The 16346-nt window shown below is 55.2% G+C and carries 16 protein-coding genes; 10 read left to right on the top strand and 6 right to left on the bottom strand.

Going from position 1 to position 16346, the window contains the following annotated elements; translation table 11 throughout:
• Positions 1-42: 42 nt before the first annotated feature.
• Together AB6731_RS02595 and AB6731_RS02600 are read right to left on the bottom strand one after the other, a co-directional pair.
• On the bottom strand, positions 43-861 hold the full coding sequence (locus AB6731_RS02595) for a DUF72 domain-containing protein (RefSeq protein WP_020883392.1): 819 nt from the start codon (positions 859-861) through the stop codon (positions 43-45).
• Positions 858-1424 carry a hydrolase gene (locus tag AB6731_RS02600; RefSeq protein WP_032678431.1) on the bottom strand — a complete coding sequence of 189 codons (567 nt, stop codon included), beginning with the start codon at positions 1422-1424 and terminating at the stop codon, positions 858-860. Before AB6731_RS02600 ends, AB6731_RS02595 begins: the two co-directional genes overlap by 4 nt.
• Positions 1425-1688: 264 nt before the next feature.
• Between AB6731_RS02600 and aspS the strand changes: the two genes are divergently transcribed.
• From aspS to ruvB, 6 genes are all read left to right on the top strand, one after another.
• A complete protein-coding gene (gene aspS / locus AB6731_RS02605; protein ID WP_371005858.1) occupies positions 1689-3476 on the top strand; it encodes an aspartate--tRNA ligase in 1788 nt (595 codons plus the stop codon).
• 1 nt (position 3477) lies between these two features.
• On the top strand, positions 3478-3921 hold the full coding sequence (gene nudB, locus AB6731_RS02610; RefSeq protein WP_014170644.1) for a dihydroneopterin triphosphate diphosphatase: 444 nt from the start codon (positions 3478-3480) through the stop codon (positions 3919-3921).
• 27 nt (positions 3922-3948) lie between these two features.
• A complete protein-coding gene (locus AB6731_RS02615) occupies positions 3949-4689 on the top strand; it encodes a YebC/PmpR family DNA-binding transcriptional regulator (protein WP_014170643.1) in 741 nt (246 codons plus the stop codon).
• Between the two features lie 34 nt (positions 4690-4723).
• Complete coding sequence (gene ruvC, locus AB6731_RS02620) at positions 4724-5245, top strand: crossover junction endodeoxyribonuclease RuvC (protein ID WP_020883394.1); 522 nt, start codon at positions 4724-4726, stop codon at positions 5243-5245.
• Positions 5246-5325: 80 nt separating this feature from the next.
• The gene (gene ruvA / locus AB6731_RS02625; protein WP_020883395.1) at positions 5326-5937 is read left to right on the top strand and encodes a Holliday junction branch migration protein RuvA; all 612 of its coding nucleotides are present in this window, start codon (positions 5326-5328) and stop codon (positions 5935-5937) included.
• An 8-nt stretch (positions 5938-5945) separates the two neighbouring features.
• Positions 5946-6956, top strand: coding sequence for a Holliday junction branch migration DNA helicase RuvB (ruvB, locus tag AB6731_RS02630; protein ID WP_014170640.1), 1011 nt, complete (start codon positions 5946-5948; stop codon positions 6954-6956).
• A 39-nt stretch (positions 6957-6995) separates the two neighbouring features.
• Here the strand turns inward: ruvB and znuB are convergent, their stop codons facing one another.
• Complete coding sequence (gene znuB, locus AB6731_RS02635) at positions 6996-7781, bottom strand: zinc ABC transporter permease subunit ZnuB (protein WP_014170639.1); 786 nt, start codon at positions 7779-7781, stop codon at positions 6996-6998.
• Entirely contained in the window at positions 7778-8533 is a 756-nt protein-coding gene (znuC, locus tag AB6731_RS02640) for a zinc ABC transporter ATP-binding protein ZnuC (RefSeq protein ID WP_014170638.1), read from the bottom strand. The genes znuB and znuC overlap by 4 nt, the downstream gene beginning before the upstream one ends.
• Before the next feature lie 77 nt (positions 8534-8610).
• Between znuC and znuA the strand changes: the two genes are divergently transcribed.
• From znuA to lpxM, 3 genes are all read left to right on the top strand, one after another.
• Complete coding sequence (znuA, locus tag AB6731_RS02645) at positions 8611-9555, top strand: zinc ABC transporter substrate-binding protein ZnuA (RefSeq protein ID WP_047956233.1); 945 nt, start codon at positions 8611-8613, stop codon at positions 9553-9555.
• 15 nt (positions 9556-9570) lie between these two features.
• Complete coding sequence (mepM, locus tag AB6731_RS02650; RefSeq protein ID WP_014170636.1) at positions 9571-10890, top strand: murein DD-endopeptidase MepM; 1320 nt, start codon at positions 9571-9573, stop codon at positions 10888-10890.
• A 119-nt stretch (positions 10891-11009) separates the two neighbouring features.
• Entirely contained in the window at positions 11010-11981 is a 972-nt protein-coding gene (gene lpxM, locus AB6731_RS02655) for a lauroyl-Kdo(2)-lipid IV(A) myristoyltransferase (protein ID WP_371005859.1), read from the top strand.
• 56 nt (positions 11982-12037) lie between these two features.
• On the opposite strand, the gene pyk is transcribed toward lpxM, so the two are convergent.
• Positions 12038-13480, bottom strand: a complete 1443-nt coding sequence (gene pyk / locus AB6731_RS02660) for a pyruvate kinase (RefSeq protein WP_020883399.1) — start codon at positions 13478-13480, stop codon at positions 12038-12040.
• A 124-nt stretch (positions 13481-13604) separates the two neighbouring features.
• Positions 13605-14474 carry a MurR/RpiR family transcriptional regulator gene (locus AB6731_RS02665; protein WP_025203851.1) on the bottom strand — a complete coding sequence of 290 codons (870 nt, stop codon included), beginning with the start codon at positions 14472-14474 and terminating at the stop codon, positions 13605-13607.
• A 357-nt stretch (positions 14475-14831) separates the two neighbouring features.
• On the opposite strand from AB6731_RS02665, the gene zwf reads away from it, so the two are divergent.
• Complete coding sequence (gene zwf / locus AB6731_RS02670; RefSeq protein ID WP_020883401.1) at positions 14832-16307, top strand: glucose-6-phosphate dehydrogenase; 1476 nt, start codon at positions 14832-14834, stop codon at positions 16305-16307.
• The last annotated feature ends 39 nt before the right edge of the window (positions 16308-16346 follow it).

Here is a 16346-nt window from a genome sequence, read left to right on the forward strand (position 1 = left end):
CTGTTTTTGGCAGATGGCACCTTCCTATGATAGGGGCTGATATCAGAAAAGAGAAGATTGTTGTGGGATAGAAGGGGCGCTGCCTACAGACGGAACCGCAGCCTGCAAGGCCTGCCAGAGAACATCGACCAGTTCGGGGGCGTGAGCGATATCCGGCGTATGGAGAAAGAGATACGGCGTGGTGGTTTGCTCCCATTTTGCTAATTTTTGCAGCCAGACGGCGAACATCTCCTGGTTTTGCTGCATATTATCGCTGCCGATAAACCTGACCATCGGGTTTTGCGCGGTGACCACGGCGTGAACAGGCACTCTGGGCTTTTTACGCTGGGCATCAATGATGGCCTCGTTATGCGGGATGGCGCTGTGCACGGGGCGGCTGTCGAGAATCACCCGGTTCACCCCGCGCGCATGTAAGCCACGGTTAAGCGCCGTTTCAGCCTCTCCCTTGGCAAAAAACGCCGCATGTCTCACCTCAACGCCATAGGTAAAGTCCTTGGGCAGGGTATCAAGGAACTGCCATAGCGCAGGCAGGTCACGTGGGCTAAAGGTGGCCGGAAGCTGCAACCAGTACTGACCGATGCGGTTCGCCAGCGGTGACATCCGGCCAAAGAACTCGTCGGTCAAATCACCGCAGTTTCGCAGCGCAGCGGTGTGGGAGATCGTCGCCGGAAACTTGAAGCAGAAGCGGAAATCATCGGTCGTCTGGTCGCGCCAGCGCTCAACAATCTCTGCTCTGGGTAGCGCGTAGAGGGTGGTATTGCCCTCGACGCAGTTGAAATGACGGGCATATTCTTCAAGGCTGGTAATACCCAGGCGCACCCATTTCGGGTGCGACCACTGGGGCAGGCCAAGGTAGATCATAGGGCGCTTATAATGTCGTCCGTGCTACGCACGCGGCCAATGCGCGGGAAGATGTGGGTCATACTGCCCTGGTGCTGCTCCGCAGACGCTGCGCTGCATGCATCTTCAGCAATCACCAGGTTAAAGCCCAGTTCCCAGGCGTTTCGGGCGGTGGATTCCACGCCAATGTTGGTGGAGATCCCACAGAGAATCAGGGTGTCGATACCGCGCCGACGCAGCTGCAGCTCAAGATCGGTGCCGTAGAATGCGCCCCACTGGCGTTTGGTCACTTCGATATCGCTGTCCCGTTTGCCGAGCGAAACCGGATAGGTCCACCAGTTTTCAGGTAGTGAATGTGCTGCAACCTGAGCATCGACAGGCTGTTTTAAGGCCTCAGCGAAATCCGCTGACCAGCCAACGCGCACCATGATCACAGGGGCACCGCTGGCACGGCATTTTTCTGCCAGACGCGCGGCGCGGCTGACAACATCTTCGGCGCTGTGCGGGCCTCCGGCAAACGGCAGGATCCCTTCCTGTAAATCAATCACCACAAGCGCGGTTTTGCGGGCATTAAGTGTTAACATGGTAACTCCAGTGAAATGAGTCGCTTCCGCTACACCTTACGACGTAATGACCTGTTATCGGTCGGATAATTTTGTTAATTTTTGTGAGAATACGCAATAAGCGCGCAGCAAACGACCGTCTGGCCGTGGTTCGCTCTTATCGTCTGGCGGAATTTCCAGTATAATAGCCGCCTTTTTTCATCCAGTTGTGACATACAGAAAGCTGCGACATAGTAGCCTGCATTCCAGGCGACATTTAGCCTGCGGCTAATTAAGGGATATCTCATGCGTACAGAATATTGCGGGCAGCTGCGTCAGTCCCACGTTGGACAGCAGGTAACCCTGTGTGGTTGGGTCAATCGTCGTCGTGATCTTGGGAGCCTTATCTTCATCGATATGCGCGACCGCGAAGGTATCGTTCAGGTGTTCTTCGACCCAGATCGCGCAGATGCGTTGAAGCTGGCTTCTGAGCTGCGTAATGAGTTCTGCATTCAGGTCACCGGCACCGTACGTGCGCGTGACGAGAAAAACGTTAACGCAGACATGGCGACCGGCGCAATTGAAGTGCTGGCGTCGGATCTGGTTATCATCAACCGTGCTGAAGCGCTGCCGCTGGACTCCAACCACGTCAACACTGAAGAAGCGCGTCTGAAATACCGCTATCTGGACCTGCGTCGTCCGGAAATGGCTCAGCGCCTGAAAACCCGTGCGAAAATCACCAGCCTGGTGCGTCGCTTTATGGATGACCACGGTTTCCTCGACATCGAAACCCCGATGCTGACCAAAGCCACGCCGGAAGGCGCGCGCGATTACCTGGTTCCATCCCGTGTACACAAAGGCAAATTCTACGCGCTGCCACAGTCTCCTCAGCTGTTCAAACAGCTGCTGATGATGTCCGGCTTCGATCGCTACTATCAGATTGTAAAATGCTTCCGCGACGAAGACCTGCGTGCTGACCGTCAGCCAGAATTTACCCAGATCGATGTGGAAACCTCCTTCATGACGGCCGAGCAGGTGCGTGAAGTGATGGAAGCCCTGGTGCGCAGTCTGTGGAATGACGTGAAAGGCGTGGAACTGGGTGATTTCCCCATCATGACCTTCGCTGAAGCTGAACGCCGCTACGGTTCGGACAAACCAGACCTGCGTAACCCGATGGAGCTGGTGGACGTTGCAGACCTGGTGAAATCCGTTGAGTTCGCGGTATTTGCCGGCCCGGCTAACGATCCAAAAGGTCGCGTGGCTGCCCTGCGTGTACCGGGCGGTGCGGCGCTGAGCCGTAAGCAGATTGACGATTACGGCAACTTCATCAAGATCTACGGCGCGAAAGGTCTGGCCTATATTAAAGTGACCGAACGTGCGAAAGGTCTGGAAGGCATTACCAGCCCGGTGGCGAAATTCCTGAACGCGGAAATCGTGGAAGCGATCCTCGAGCGCACCGGCGCACAGGATGGCGACATGATCTTCTTTGGCGCAGACAACAAGAAAATCGTTGCTGACGCGATGGGCGCGCTGCGTCTGAAGCTGGGTAAAGACCTGAGCCTGACGGACGAGAGCAAATGGGCTCCGCTGTGGGTAATCGACTTCCCAATGTTCGAAGACGACGGTGAAGGCGGCCTGACCGCAATGCACCACCCGTTCACCTCGCCAAAAGACATGACGGCGGCAGAGCTGAAAGCGGTACCGGAAGATGCGGTAGCAAACGCGTATGACATGGTTATCAACGGCTACGAAGTGGGTGGCGGTTCCGTGCGTATTCACAGCGGCGAAATGCAGCAAACCGTGTTTGGTATTCTGGGAATTAACGAGCACGAACAGCGCGAGAAATTCGGCTTCCTGCTGGACGCCCTGAAATACGGTACGCCGCCACACGCGGGTCTGGCATTCGGTCTTGATCGTTTGACCATGCTGCTGACCGGCACCGACAACATTCGTGATGTTATCGCCTTCCCGAAAACCACGGCTGCGGCATGTCTGATGACGGAAGCCCCAAGCTTTGCCAACCCGGCCGCGCTGGCTGAGCTGGGCATTCAGGTGCTTCCGAAAGCTTCAAAAGAGATTTCGGAGAACGAATAATATGCAGTATAAGCGTCCCGTTTCGGTTCTGGTTGTCATTTATGCAGAAGATACGAAACGGGTGCTGATGTTGCAGCGGCGCGATGACCCTGATTTCTGGCAGTCGGTTACCGGCAGCCTGGAAGAGGGGGAGACCGCGTCGCAGGCCGCCGCGCGCGAAGTAAAGGAAGAGGTCACCATTGACGTTGCTTGCGAGCAACTGACCCTGAAGGACTGTCAGCGCACGGTGGAGTTTGAAATTTTTAGCCATTTACGTCATCGCTATGCGCCGGGTATTGAGCGCAATACGGAATCGTGGTTCTGTCTCGCGCTCCCCCATGAACGGGAGATCGTGTTTACCGAACACCTGACCTACCGCTGGGTGGATGCGGCGGATGCCGCTGCACTGACCAAATCGTGGAGCAACCGGCAGGCGATTGAAGAATTTGTAATTAACGTAGCCTGAAAAGGCGCGCTCTTTGAGGAAATTTTTATGGCAGGTCATAGTAAGTGGGCCAACACCAAACACCGCAAAGCGGCACAGGATGCCAAGCGCGGTAAGATCTTCACCAAAATTATTCGTGAGCTGGTTACAGCGGCACGTCTGGGCGGCGGCGATGCGGCGTCTAACCCGCGTCTGCGCGCGGCAGTGGATAAAGCCCTGTCCAACAACATGACGCGTGACACCCTGAACCGTGCTATCGCACGTGGCGTAGGCGGTGATGAAGACGCGAACATGGAAACCATCATTTATGAAGGTTACGGTCCTGGCGGTACGGCGGTGATGGTTGAATGTCTGTCCGACAACCGTAACCGTACCGTAGCGGAAGTGCGTCATGCCTTCAGCAAATGCGGTGGTAACCTGGGCACTGACGGCTCCGTGGCCTATCTGTTCAGCAAAAAAGGCGTCATCTCCTTCGAGAAAGGCGACGAAGACGTAATCATGGAAGCGGCGCTGGAAGCCGGTGCAGAAGACGTTGTGACCTATGATGATGGCGCAATCGACGTCTACACCGCGTGGGAAGAGATGGGCGCGGTACGTGACGCGCTGGAAGCGGCGGGTCTGAAAGCCGACAACGCTGAAGTCTCCATGATCCCGTCAACCAAAGCGGACATGGATGCGGAAACGGCACCTAAACTGCTGCGTCTGATCGACATGCTCGAAGACTGCGACGACGTGCAGGAAGTGTATCATAACGGTGAAATCTCTGATGAGGTTGCAGCGACTCTCTGATGAGAGCGTATAAACCGTTTACGGGAGACGCGTGATGTCGATTATCCTCGGGATTGACCCCGGCTCGCGCGTCACCGGTTATGGCGTCATCCGGCAGGTAGGGCGCCAGTTAACCTACCTTGGCAGCGGCTGTATTCGGACCAAAGTGGACGATCTGCCGTCGCGCCTGAAGCTAATCTATGCTGGCGTGTCGGAGATCATCACCCAGTTTCAGCCCGACTTTTTTGCCATCGAGCAGGTCTTTATGGCGAAAAACGCCGATTCAGCGTTAAAACTGGGTCAGGCACGGGGCGTCGCCATTGTTGCGGCGGTGAATCAGGATCTTCCGGTGTTCGAATACGCAGCCAGACAGGTTAAACAGACCGTCGTGGGGATTGGTAGCGCGGAGAAAAGTCAGGTGCAGCATATGGTGCGCACGCTCCTGAAGCTTCCCGCGAATCCGCAGGCAGACGCCGCCGATGCGCTGGCGATAGCCATTACCCACTGTCATATAAGCCAGAACGCGATTCAGATGAGCGAATCGCGGCTTAATCTGGCGCGAGGCAGGTTACGATAATGACAAATCAGGCTGGATGTTTATCCAGCCTTTTTTTATTATGTCGGCAGTTAATTTCTTCCAGAACGCAGGAGCGTCACGTGATAGGCAGACTCAGAGGCATCATCATTGAAAAACAACCCCCGTTAGTGCTGCTGGAAGTCGGTGGCGTGGGCTATGAAGTCCATATGCCGATGACCTGCTTCTATGAGTTGCCGGACGCGGGCAAAGAGGCGATTGTCTTTACCCAGTTTGTGGTGCGTGAAGATGCCCAGTTGCTGTATGGCTTCAACAACAAACAGGAACGGATGCTGTTTCGCGAGCTGATCAAAACCAACGGCGTCGGGCCGAAGCTGGCGCTGGCTATTTTGTCCGGCATGTCCGCTCCGCAGTTCGTCAATGCCGTTGAGCGCGAAGATCCTGCTGCGCTGATTAAACTCCCGGGTATCGGCAAGAAAACTGCGGAGCGTCTGATTGTCGAGATGAAAGACCGCTTTAAAGGTCTGCATGGCGATCTGTTTACGCCTGCCGCTGATCTGGTGCTTACCTCGCCGGGCGCGCAAGCCTCTGACGATGCTGAACAGGAAGCGGTTGCTGCGCTGGTGGCGCTGGGATATAAACCTCAGGAGGCCAGCCGGATGGTGAGCAAAATTGCCAAACCGGATGCCAGCAGTGAAACCCTGATTCGTGAAGCGCTACGCGCGGCATTGTGAGGTAAAGGATGATTGAAGCAGATCGCCTGGTATCGGCAGGCACCCTTCAGGCAGAAGACGTGGTGGATCGCGCCATCCGCCCGAAACTGCTTGATGAGTATATTGGCCAGCCGCAGGTTCGTTCTCAGATGGAGATCTTCATCCAGGCGGCAAAACTGCGCGGCGATGCACTCGATCACCTGCTGATTTTTGGCCCCCCCGGTCTGGGGAAAACCACGCTGGCGAACATTGTCGCCAATGAAATGGGCGTTAACCTGCGCACAACCTCTGGCCCGGTGCTGGAAAAAGCGGGCGATCTGGCGGCAATGTTGACCAACCTTGAACCGCATGACGTGCTGTTTATCGATGAGATCCACCGTCTGTCGCCGGTCGTGGAAGAGGTGCTCTATCCGGCGATGGAAGATTACCAGCTGGACATCATGATCGGTGAAGGTCCGGCAGCACGTTCCATCAAAATCGATCTGCCTCCGTTTACCCTGATTGGCGCGACGACGCGCGCCGGGTCATTGACCTCTCCGCTTCGCGATCGTTTTGGTATCGTTCAGCGTCTGGAGTTCTATCAGGTTGCGGATCTTCAGCATATCGTTGGCCGCAGTGCCCGCTATATGGGGCTGGAGATGAGCGAGGAAGGGGCGTTTGAGGTAGCGAAGCGCTCCCGGGGGACGCCGCGTATTGCGAACCGCCTGTTGCGTCGCGTACGTGACTTTTCCGAAGTAAAGCACGATGGCACGATCTCGGCTGAGATTGCAGCGCAGGCGCTGGATATGCTGAATGTGGATGCCGAAGGCTTTGACTACATGGACCGTAAGCTGTTGCTGGCGGTACTGGATAAGTTCTTTGGCGGTCCGGTCGGACTGGATAACCTGGCGGCAGCGATTGGTGAAGAGCGCGAGACAATTGAAGATGTGCTTGAGCCGTATCTGATCCAGCAGGGTTTCTTGCAACGTACCCCGCGCGGTCGTATGGCAACGGTGCGGGCGTGGAACCATTTTGGTATTACCCCGCCAGCGATGCCGTAGCAGAGGTTCCCTCTCCCGGGTGGGAGAGGGGAGAGGCGATCAGCTTGCAGGCTTCTTCATCATACTGAAGATAAACAGCAGCGCCGCACACAGCACCACAGACGGGCCGGCAGGGGTATCGTAGAACGCCGAGAAGGTTAACCCTCCCGTTACCGCAATCATCCCGATGATAACCGCGACACCGGCCATTTGCTCCGGCGTACGGGCAAAACGACGCGCAGTGGCCGCGGGGATAATCAGCAGGGAAGTGATGATCAGCGCGCCGACGAATTTCATCGCCACACCAATCGTTAACGCCGTCACCAGCATCAGCAACAGCTTCACGCGCTGCAGCTTCACGCCGTCGACAAACGCCAGATCCGGGCTGACGGTCATCGCCAGCAAATTACGCCACTGCCAGAGCAGAATACCCAGCACGACCACCACACCAGCGGCGATGGAGATCAGATCTTCAGGCGTCACGGCCAGCAGGTCACCGAACAGGTAGGCCATCAGATCAACACGAATGTTCGACATCAGGCTCACGACCACCAGACCCAGCGACAGGGCGCTGTGGGCCATAATACCAAGCAGCGTATCGATGGCGAGGTGAGGGCGTTTTTCCAGCCATACCAGCCCTGCGGCCAGCAGCAGCGTAACCACAATCACCGCGTAGAAGGGATTCACGTCCAGTAACAGGCCAAAGGCAACGCCCAGCAGAGACGCGTGTGCCAGCGTATCGCCAAAATAGGACATTCTGCGCCACACCACAAACGAGCCCAGTGGGCCCGCGGCGCAGGCAAGCATAATCCCGGCCAGCCAGCCGGGCAGTAACAGTTCAATCATGAGTGTCCATTTCCCCGGCGCAGGACAATTCGTCCCTGTAAATCATGGCGGTGATTGTGATGATGGCGATAAATTCCCAGCTGCTCAGCGCCGCGAGGGCCGAACATGGAGATGAATTCAGGGTGCATTGACACCACTTCCGGCGTGCCGGAACAGCAGATGTGATGGTTAAGGCACAGCACTTCGTCGGTCTTGGCCATCACCAGATGGAGATCGTGGGAAACCATCAGCACCGCACAGTTGAGTTCGCGGCGTAGCTGGTCGATTAAATCGTAAAGTGCGACCTGACCATTCACGTCCACACCCTGCGTCGGCTCATCCAGCACCAGAAGCTGTGGGCTGCTCAATAGGGCGCGGGCAAGCAATACGCGCTGGGTTTCACCCCCGGACAGTTTCTGCAGCGGGGCATCGATCAGATGGCCTGCCTGCACGCGTTTCAGCGCCGGAAGAATATCGGCTTTATGTGTCCCGGGGCGCAGACGCAGGAAGCGGCTAACCGTCAGCGGCAGTGTGGCGTCGAGGTGGAGTTTTTGCGGCACATAGCCGATGCGTAATTTTTCCTCACGGCGGATAACCCCTTCGTCAGGTGTTACCAGACCCAGCACCACGCGCACCAGGGTGGATTTCCCTGCGCCATTGGGGCCGAGCAGCGTCAGAATTTTGCCGGGTTTCAGATCCAGCGACACGTCAGAGAGGACGCGGCGTTGGCCAAATGAGACCGAAATATTGTCGAGAGAAACCAAAGTTGTCATGTCAATTTAAGCTTGCAGAAGTCAACGAATGTTATAATATCACATCCCACGCATTCATTACGATGATTAGTCGCATTATGTTACATAAAAATACGCTTCTTTTCGCAGCATTATCCGCTGCCCTTTGGGGTTCAACAGCACAAGATGTTAACGCTGCTGTTGTCGCTTCGCTTAAACCGCTCGGTTTCATTACTTCCGCGATTGCAGATGGGGTTACTGACACCCAGGTTCTGCTCCCTGATGGGGCTTCCGAGCATGATTATTCCCTGCGTCCATCTGATGTAAAACGCTTACAAAACGCGGACTTAGTTGTCTGGATTGGTCCAGAGATGGAAGCGTTTATGCAGAAGTCGGCAAAACAGGTGCCGGGCGAAAAACAGGTCGCCATTGCCGAACTCCCGGGCGTGAAACCGTTGCTCATGAAAGGGGCTGACGACGACGGTGATGAACATGATGCCGGACACGCCGACGGCGAAAAAGGTGATGGGGATCACCATCACGGCGAGTACAACATGCATCTTTGGCTTTCCCCAGAGATAGCGCGGCTTTCGGCGGTTGCAATCCATGACAAATTAGTGGAACTTATGCCGCAAAGTCGAGCCAAACTAGACGCCAACCTGAAGGATTTTGAGGCACAATTAGCCGCAACCGATAAGCAGGTGGGTAATGAGCTCGCACCGTTGAAAGGAAAAGGGTATTTCGTTTTTCATGACGCCTATGGCTATTACGAGAAACACTACGGCCTGACCCCGCTGGGGCACTTTACCGTCAACCCTGAAATTCAACCTGGTGCGCAGCGTTTACATGAAATCAGAACACAGTTGGTTGAGCAGAAAGCGACATGCGTTTTTGCTGAGCCACAGTTCAGGCCAGCGGTCGTAGAAGCCGTGGCCAGGGGAACATCCGTGCGCATGGGAACCCTTGACCCGCTAGGAACGAATATCCAGTTGAGCAAAGCGAGCTATTCGCAGTTTCTCAGCCAACTGGCGAACCAGTATGCGAGCTGCCTGAAAGGAGATTAACGAGGAAGTGAATACGTGCAACAGATAGCCCGCTCTGTCGCCCTGGCATTTAACAATCTGCCTCGACCCCATCGCGTTATGCTGGGGTCTCTTACAGTTCTCACGTTAGCGGTCGCCGTCTGGCGGCCCTATGTTTACCATCCGAGTTCTGCACCAATCATCAAAACCATTGAGCTTGAGAAGAGCGAGATCCGCTCTCTCCTCCCTGAGGCCAGTGAACCTATCGACCAGGCGGCTCAGGAAGATGAAGCCATCCCGCAGGATGAGCTGGACGATAAAACCGAGAATGAAGCGGGGATCCATGAATATGTCGTTTCGACGGGTGATACGTTAAGCAGCGTTCTGAACCAGTACGGTATCGACATGGGAAACATCAGCCAGCTGGCGGCGGCGGATAAAGATCTTCGTAACCTGAAAATTGGTCAACAGCTCTCCTGGACGTTAACCGCTGATGGCGATCTGCAACGCCTGACCTGGGAAATGTCCCGTCGCGAAACCCGCACCTACGATCGCACTGCAAACGGTTTCAAAATGACCAGTGAAATGCAGAAAGGCGACTGGGTGAACAGCGTGATGAAAGGGACCGTAGGCGCAAGCTTTGTCTCCAGCGCGCGCGATGCGGGACTGACCAGCGCCGAGATCAGCTCGGTAATCAAAGCCATGCAGTGGCAAATGGACTTCCGCAAACTGAAGAAAGGCGATGAATTCTCCGTTCTCATGTCCCGTGAAATGCTTGACGGCAAGCGTGAGCAGAGCCAGCTGGTGGGTGTGCGTCTGCGCTCTGATGGCAAAGATTACTACGCCATTCGTGCCGAAGACGGTAAGTTCTACGACCGCAGCGGTACCGGGCTTGCGAAGGGCTTCCTGCGCTTCCCGACGGCTAAACAATTCCGTGTTTCATCCAACTTTAACCCGCGCCGTCTGAACCCGGTCACCGGGCGTGTTGCGCCGCACCGTGGCGTTGACTTTGCCATGCCGCAGGGGACCCCTGTGCTGGCTGTGGGTGATGGCGAAGTGGTGATTGCAAAACGTAGCGGTGCAGCCGGGTATTATGTCGCGGTGCGTCATGGTCGTACCTACACCACCCGCTATATGCACCTGCGTAAGCTGCTGGTTAAGCCGGGACAGAAAGTGAAACGTGGCGACCGTATCGCGCTCTCCGGGAATACCGGACGCTCTACCGGGCCGCATTTGCACTATGAGGTGTGGATTAACCAACAGGCAGTGAACCCGCTTACGGCGAAACTGCCGCGTACCGAAGGCCTGACAGGTAAAGATCGTTCCGATTACCTGGCGCAGGTGAAAGAGGTGATTCCGCAGCTGCGCTTTGATTAAGCCCTCTGTTTTGTGAAAAAGCCGGCCTCAGTATGTGCCGGCTTTTTGTTTTGTGCGCGAGCGGCTGCCTCGCTACACTATCTGAATGAAATTTTGCGTCACCAGACCCTGGAACCAGCATGGAAACCCAAAAAAACAATATTGAGTACATTCCTGAGTTTGAAAAAACTTTTCGCCACCCGCGCAACTGGAGTGCCTGGCTTGGCGTTTACGCATTTGCGGGGATTGCGATGTTACCTGCCTCGGTTCGCGATCCGGTACTGGGAAAAATAGGCCGCCTGGCGGGCCGGTTTGGTAAAAGTGCCCGTCGCCGTGCGCAGATTAACCTCCTGTACTGTTTCCCGGAGAAGAGTGACGTCGAGCGCGAAGCGCTGATTGACGACATGTACACGACCGCGCCTCAGGCCATGGCAATGATGGCCGAACTGGCGCTCAAAGGGCCGGAGAAAGTTCAGACGCGTGTTGACTGGAAAGGGCTGGAAATCATCGAAGAGATGCGCCGCAACAACGAGAAGGTGATTTTCCTCGTTCCTCACGGCTGGGGTGTGGATATTCCTGCAATGCTGATGGCGTCACAGGGGCAGAAAATGGCGGCAATGTTCCATAACCAGGGCAATAAGATCTTTGATTACGTCTGGAACACCGTGCGTCGCCGTTTTGGTGGCCGTCTGCATGCGCGTAATGATGGCATCAAACCGTTTATACAGTCCGTGCGTCAGGGCTACTGGGGTTACTATCTGCCGGATCAGGACCACGGCCCCGAGCACAGTGAGTTTGTGGATTTCTTCGCGACGTATAAAGCCACGTTGCCGGCGATTGGCCGCCTGATGAAAGTCTGCCGTGCGCGCGTCATTCCGCTGTTTCCGGTATACGACGGGAAAACCCATCGCCTGAGCATTGAAGTGCGTCCACCGATGGATGATTTACTGACGGCGGACGATCACACCATTGCGCGCCGAATGAACGAAGAGGTCGAGATTCTGGTGGGACCGCATGCTGAGCAATACACGTGGATACTGAAGTTGCTCAAAACGCGTAAGCCCGGTGAAACAGAGCCGTACAAACGCAAAGAGCTTTACCCGAAGAAATAAGCAGAAATAAAAAAAAGCCCGCTTCGAAAAGAGCGGGCTTTTTAACAGGGGCGTACTTACTCGACGGTCAATACGCGAGTGGTATTGGTCGAGCCGATGGTGCTCATCACGTCACCCTGAGTCACAATCACGATATCACCGGAGACCAGATAGCCTTTGTCGCGCAGCAGGTTCACGGCGTCGTGGGCAGCCGCGACACCGTCGTTGGTGCTGTCGAAGTGAACCGGCGTGACACCGCGATACAGCGCCGTCAGGTTCAGCGTACGCTCGTGGCGAGACATGGCGAAGATGGGCAGACCGGAGCTGATACGAGAGGTCATCAGCGCGGTACGGCCAGATTCGGTCATGGTGATAATCGCCGTTACGCCTTTCAGGTGGTTAGCGGCGTACATGGCAGACATCGCAATCGCTTCTTCCACGTTGTCGAACTGCACGTCCAGACGGTGTTTAGAGACGTTGATGCTTGGGATCTTTTCAGCACCCAGGCAAACGCGTGCCATCGCGGCTACGGTTTCAGCAGGGTACTGGCCGGCTGCGGTTTCTGCAGAAAGCATTACGGCATCGGTACCGTCCAGCACGGCGTTAGCCACGTCCATCACCTCTGCACGGGTCGGCATTGGGTTGGTGATCATGGATTCCATCATCTGGGTTGCGGTGATCACGGCGCGGTTAAGCTGACGTGCACGGCGGATCAGGGCTTTCTGGATCCCCACCAGCTCAGGGTCGCCAATTTCCACGCCCAGATCGCCACGGGCAACCATCACCACGTCAGACGCCAGAATCACGTCATCCATCGCGTCCTGATCGCAAACGGCTTCCGCACGTTCCACTTTAGCAACGATTTTGGCATCACAGCCCGCATCACGTGCCAGACGGCGCGCGTAGTTCAGGTCTTCGCCACAGCGCGGGAAGGAGACGGCCAGATAGTCAACGCCAATCAGCGCAGCGGTCACGATATCCGCTTTGTCTTTATCGGTCAGCGCTTCGGCTGAGAGGCCACCGCCAAGTTTGTTAATGCCTTTGTTGTTTGAGAGCGGGCCGCCGACGGTGACTTCGGTGAACACCTTCATCCCCTGAACTTCCAGCACTTTCAGCTGAACGCGACCGTCGTCGAGCAGCAGGATATCGCCAGGCACAACGTCAGCCGGCAGACCTTTATAGTCGATCCCAACTTTTTCTTTATCGCCTTCGCCTTTACCCAGGTTGGCATCAAGCAGGAATTTATCACCGATATTGAGGAAGACTTTACCTTCTTTGAAGGTTGAAACACGAATTTTTGGACCCTGCAGGTCCCCGAGGATAGCAACATGACGGCCAAGTTTGGCCGCAATTTCACGCACTTTGTCGGCACGTAATTTATGGTCTTCTGGCGTACCGTGAGAGAAGTTCATACGCACCACGTTGGCACCCGCGGCGATAATTTTCTCGAGATTGTTATCGCGGTCAGTGGCCGGGCCTAAGGTGGTTACGATCTTGGTTCTGCGAAGCCTTCTGGACATGTAATACTCCGTTGACTGAAACAACTTTGGTGTTGCGTGAACATTAAATCGGCCTTCATCTGCTGCAAGGCAACAGAGAGAGGACCGAATGCCGTAAATCGTTACATCGTAGTTATTAAACTATTTAGGGAACATCGCTTTTCATAAGCAATTCTTTATCAAAACGCGATTCCTTAAGCGCTTCCTTGACACGCTTCAAGTTATCTCTGAATTTTGCGCCACGGCGCAGGGTGAAACCGGTTGCCAGCACGTCAATCACCGTGAGCTGCGCCAGACGGGAGACCATCGGCATATACATGTCGGTGTCTTCCGGGACGTCAAGGGTGATGGCGAGCGTTGCTTCTCTTGCCAGCGGCGTGCCCGCCGTCGTGAGGGCAATAACCATGGCATCGTTTTCACGCGCCAGTTGCGCCAGCTCCACCTGGCTTTTGGTGCGCCCGGTGTGCGAAATGAGTACCACGACATCATCTTCACTGCAATTCATACAGCTCATGCGTTGCAGGACAATGTCATCGGAATAAATGACCGGGACGTTAAAGCGGAAGAACTTATTCATGGCGTCATGCGCCACGGCCGCCGACGAGCCGAGGCCAAAGAACGCAATGCGCTTGGCCTGGGTCAGTAAATCCACCGCGCGGTTCACGGAATTCATATCCAGGGACTGGCGAACGTGGTCCAGCGTAGCCATGGCCGACTCAAATATTTTCGCCGTATAGGCATCAACACTGTCGTCTTCATCCACATTGCGATTAACATAAGGCGTGCCGTTTGCCAGACTTTGTGCAAGATGCAGTTTAAAATCAGGAAAGCCGCGCGTTTCAAGGCTACGGCAGAAGCGGTTAACCGTCGGTTCGCTGACGCCTGCCTCCTGCGCCAGAGCGGCGATGCTTGAATGAATCGCCTGAGCAGGAGCGGCAAGAATGACTTCGGCCACTTTTCGCTCGGATTTGCTAAGGTGTTCCAGTTGGAACTGGATTTTTTCCAGCATGTTCATTGTTAACAGGGCGCTCATGGGTGGAAACGATTTCATTAATTCATGAAATCATGATTCGATTTAGCCGATATTACCCCTGTGGCTTCCATAAAGGGTAACAGTCGACAAGATAATGTTGTTGTTTTTTTTCATTACTTGATCGGTGTCGGGTTTTGTTATGACCCTGTAGTTCAAAGAATCAACGCTTTTTGCGTGATTCCGCCACCACACGCGTCTGACGGCGAAAAAATCGCGGTATCGCACGCGAGGTTAAGCGCTAATGGTTTCGGGAATGACGTAAAAGCAGTACAGTGCAACGTAATAAAATTACAACGATACCTGGCAGAAGTACCAGGTGATCCAACTGAGGAGAATGACATGGCGGTAACGCAAACAGCCCAGGCATGTGACCTGGTCATTTTCGGCGCGAAAGGCGATCTTGCACGCCGGAAATTGCTGCCTTCCCTGTATCAACTGGAGAAAGCGGGCCAAATTCATCCGGATACGCGTATCCTGGGCGTTGGGCGCGCCGACTGGGACAAGGAAGCTTATACCAAGGTCGTACGCGAGGCGCTCGAAACTTTCATGAAGGAAAAGATTGATGAAAGTTTGTGGGATACCCTGAGCGGACGTCTTGATTTCTGTAACCTGGACGTGAACGACGTCAGCGCGTTTAACCGTTTAGGCGCGATGCTGGATCAGAAAAACCGTGTCACCATTAACTACTTCGCCATGCCACCAAGCACTTTCGGTGCAATCTGCAAAGGTCTGGGCGAAGCGAAGCTGAACGCTAAACCGGCACGCGTGGTGATGGAGAAACCGCTGGGGACCTCTCTTTCAACCTCCCGCGAAATTAACGACCAGGTCGGCGAGTACTTCGAAGAGTGCCAGGTCTACCGTATCGACCACTATCTCGGTAAAGAGACGGTACTGAACCTGCTGGCACTGCGTTTTGCCAACTCCCTGTTTGTGAATAACTGGGACAACCGTACCATCGACCATGTGGAAATCACCGTGGCCGAAGAGGTAGGTATCGAAGGCCGCTGGGGTTACTTTGACCAGGCCGGTCAGATGCGCGACATGATCCAGAACCACCTGCTGCAAATCCTTTGCATGATTGCCATGTCTCCACCGTCTGACCTGACGGCGGACAGCATCCGTGACGCTAAAGTGAAAGTGCTGAAGTCACTGCGTCGCATCGATCGCTCAAACGTGCGTGAGAAAACGGTACGCGGCCAGTACACCGCAGGGTTTGCTCAGGGTAAAAAAGTGCCGGGCTACCTGGAAGAAGAGGGCGCCAACAAGGCGAGCAATACCGAGACGTTTGTGGCGATCCGCGTGGATATCGATGACTGGCGCTGGGCGGGCGTTCCGTTCTACCTGCGTACCGGTAAACGTCTGCCGACCAAATGCTCTGAAGTGGTCGTTTACTTCAAAAACCCTGAACTCAACCTGTTCAAAGAGTCCTGGCAGGAGCTGCCACAGAACAAACTGACCATTCGTCTGCAGCCAGACGAAGGGGTGGACATCCAGATCCTGAACAAAGTGCCGGGCCTGGATCACAAACATAACCTGCAGACCACCAAGCTGGACCTGAGCTACTCCGAAACGTTCAATCAGACGCACCTTGCCGATGCTTACGAGCGTCTGCTGCTGGAAACCATGCGCGGTATCCAGGCGCTGTTCGTGCGTCGCGATGAAGTGGAAGAAGCGTGGAAATGGGTCGACTCCATCACTGAAGCCTGGGCCGCGGATCAGGATGCGCCAAAACCGTATCAGGCGGGCACCTGGGGGCCTGTCGCGTCCGTCGCGATGATCACCCGTGATGGCCGCTCCTGGAATGAGTTTGAGTAAAATAATCAGCTGCCTCTTAGGTGTTATTTTACCGGTAAC

It is taken from the genome of Enterobacter sp. RCC_40, from assembly GCF_041360735.1.
Taxonomy (GTDB): Bacteria; Pseudomonadota; Gammaproteobacteria; order Enterobacterales; family Enterobacteriaceae; genus Enterobacter; species Enterobacter ludwigii.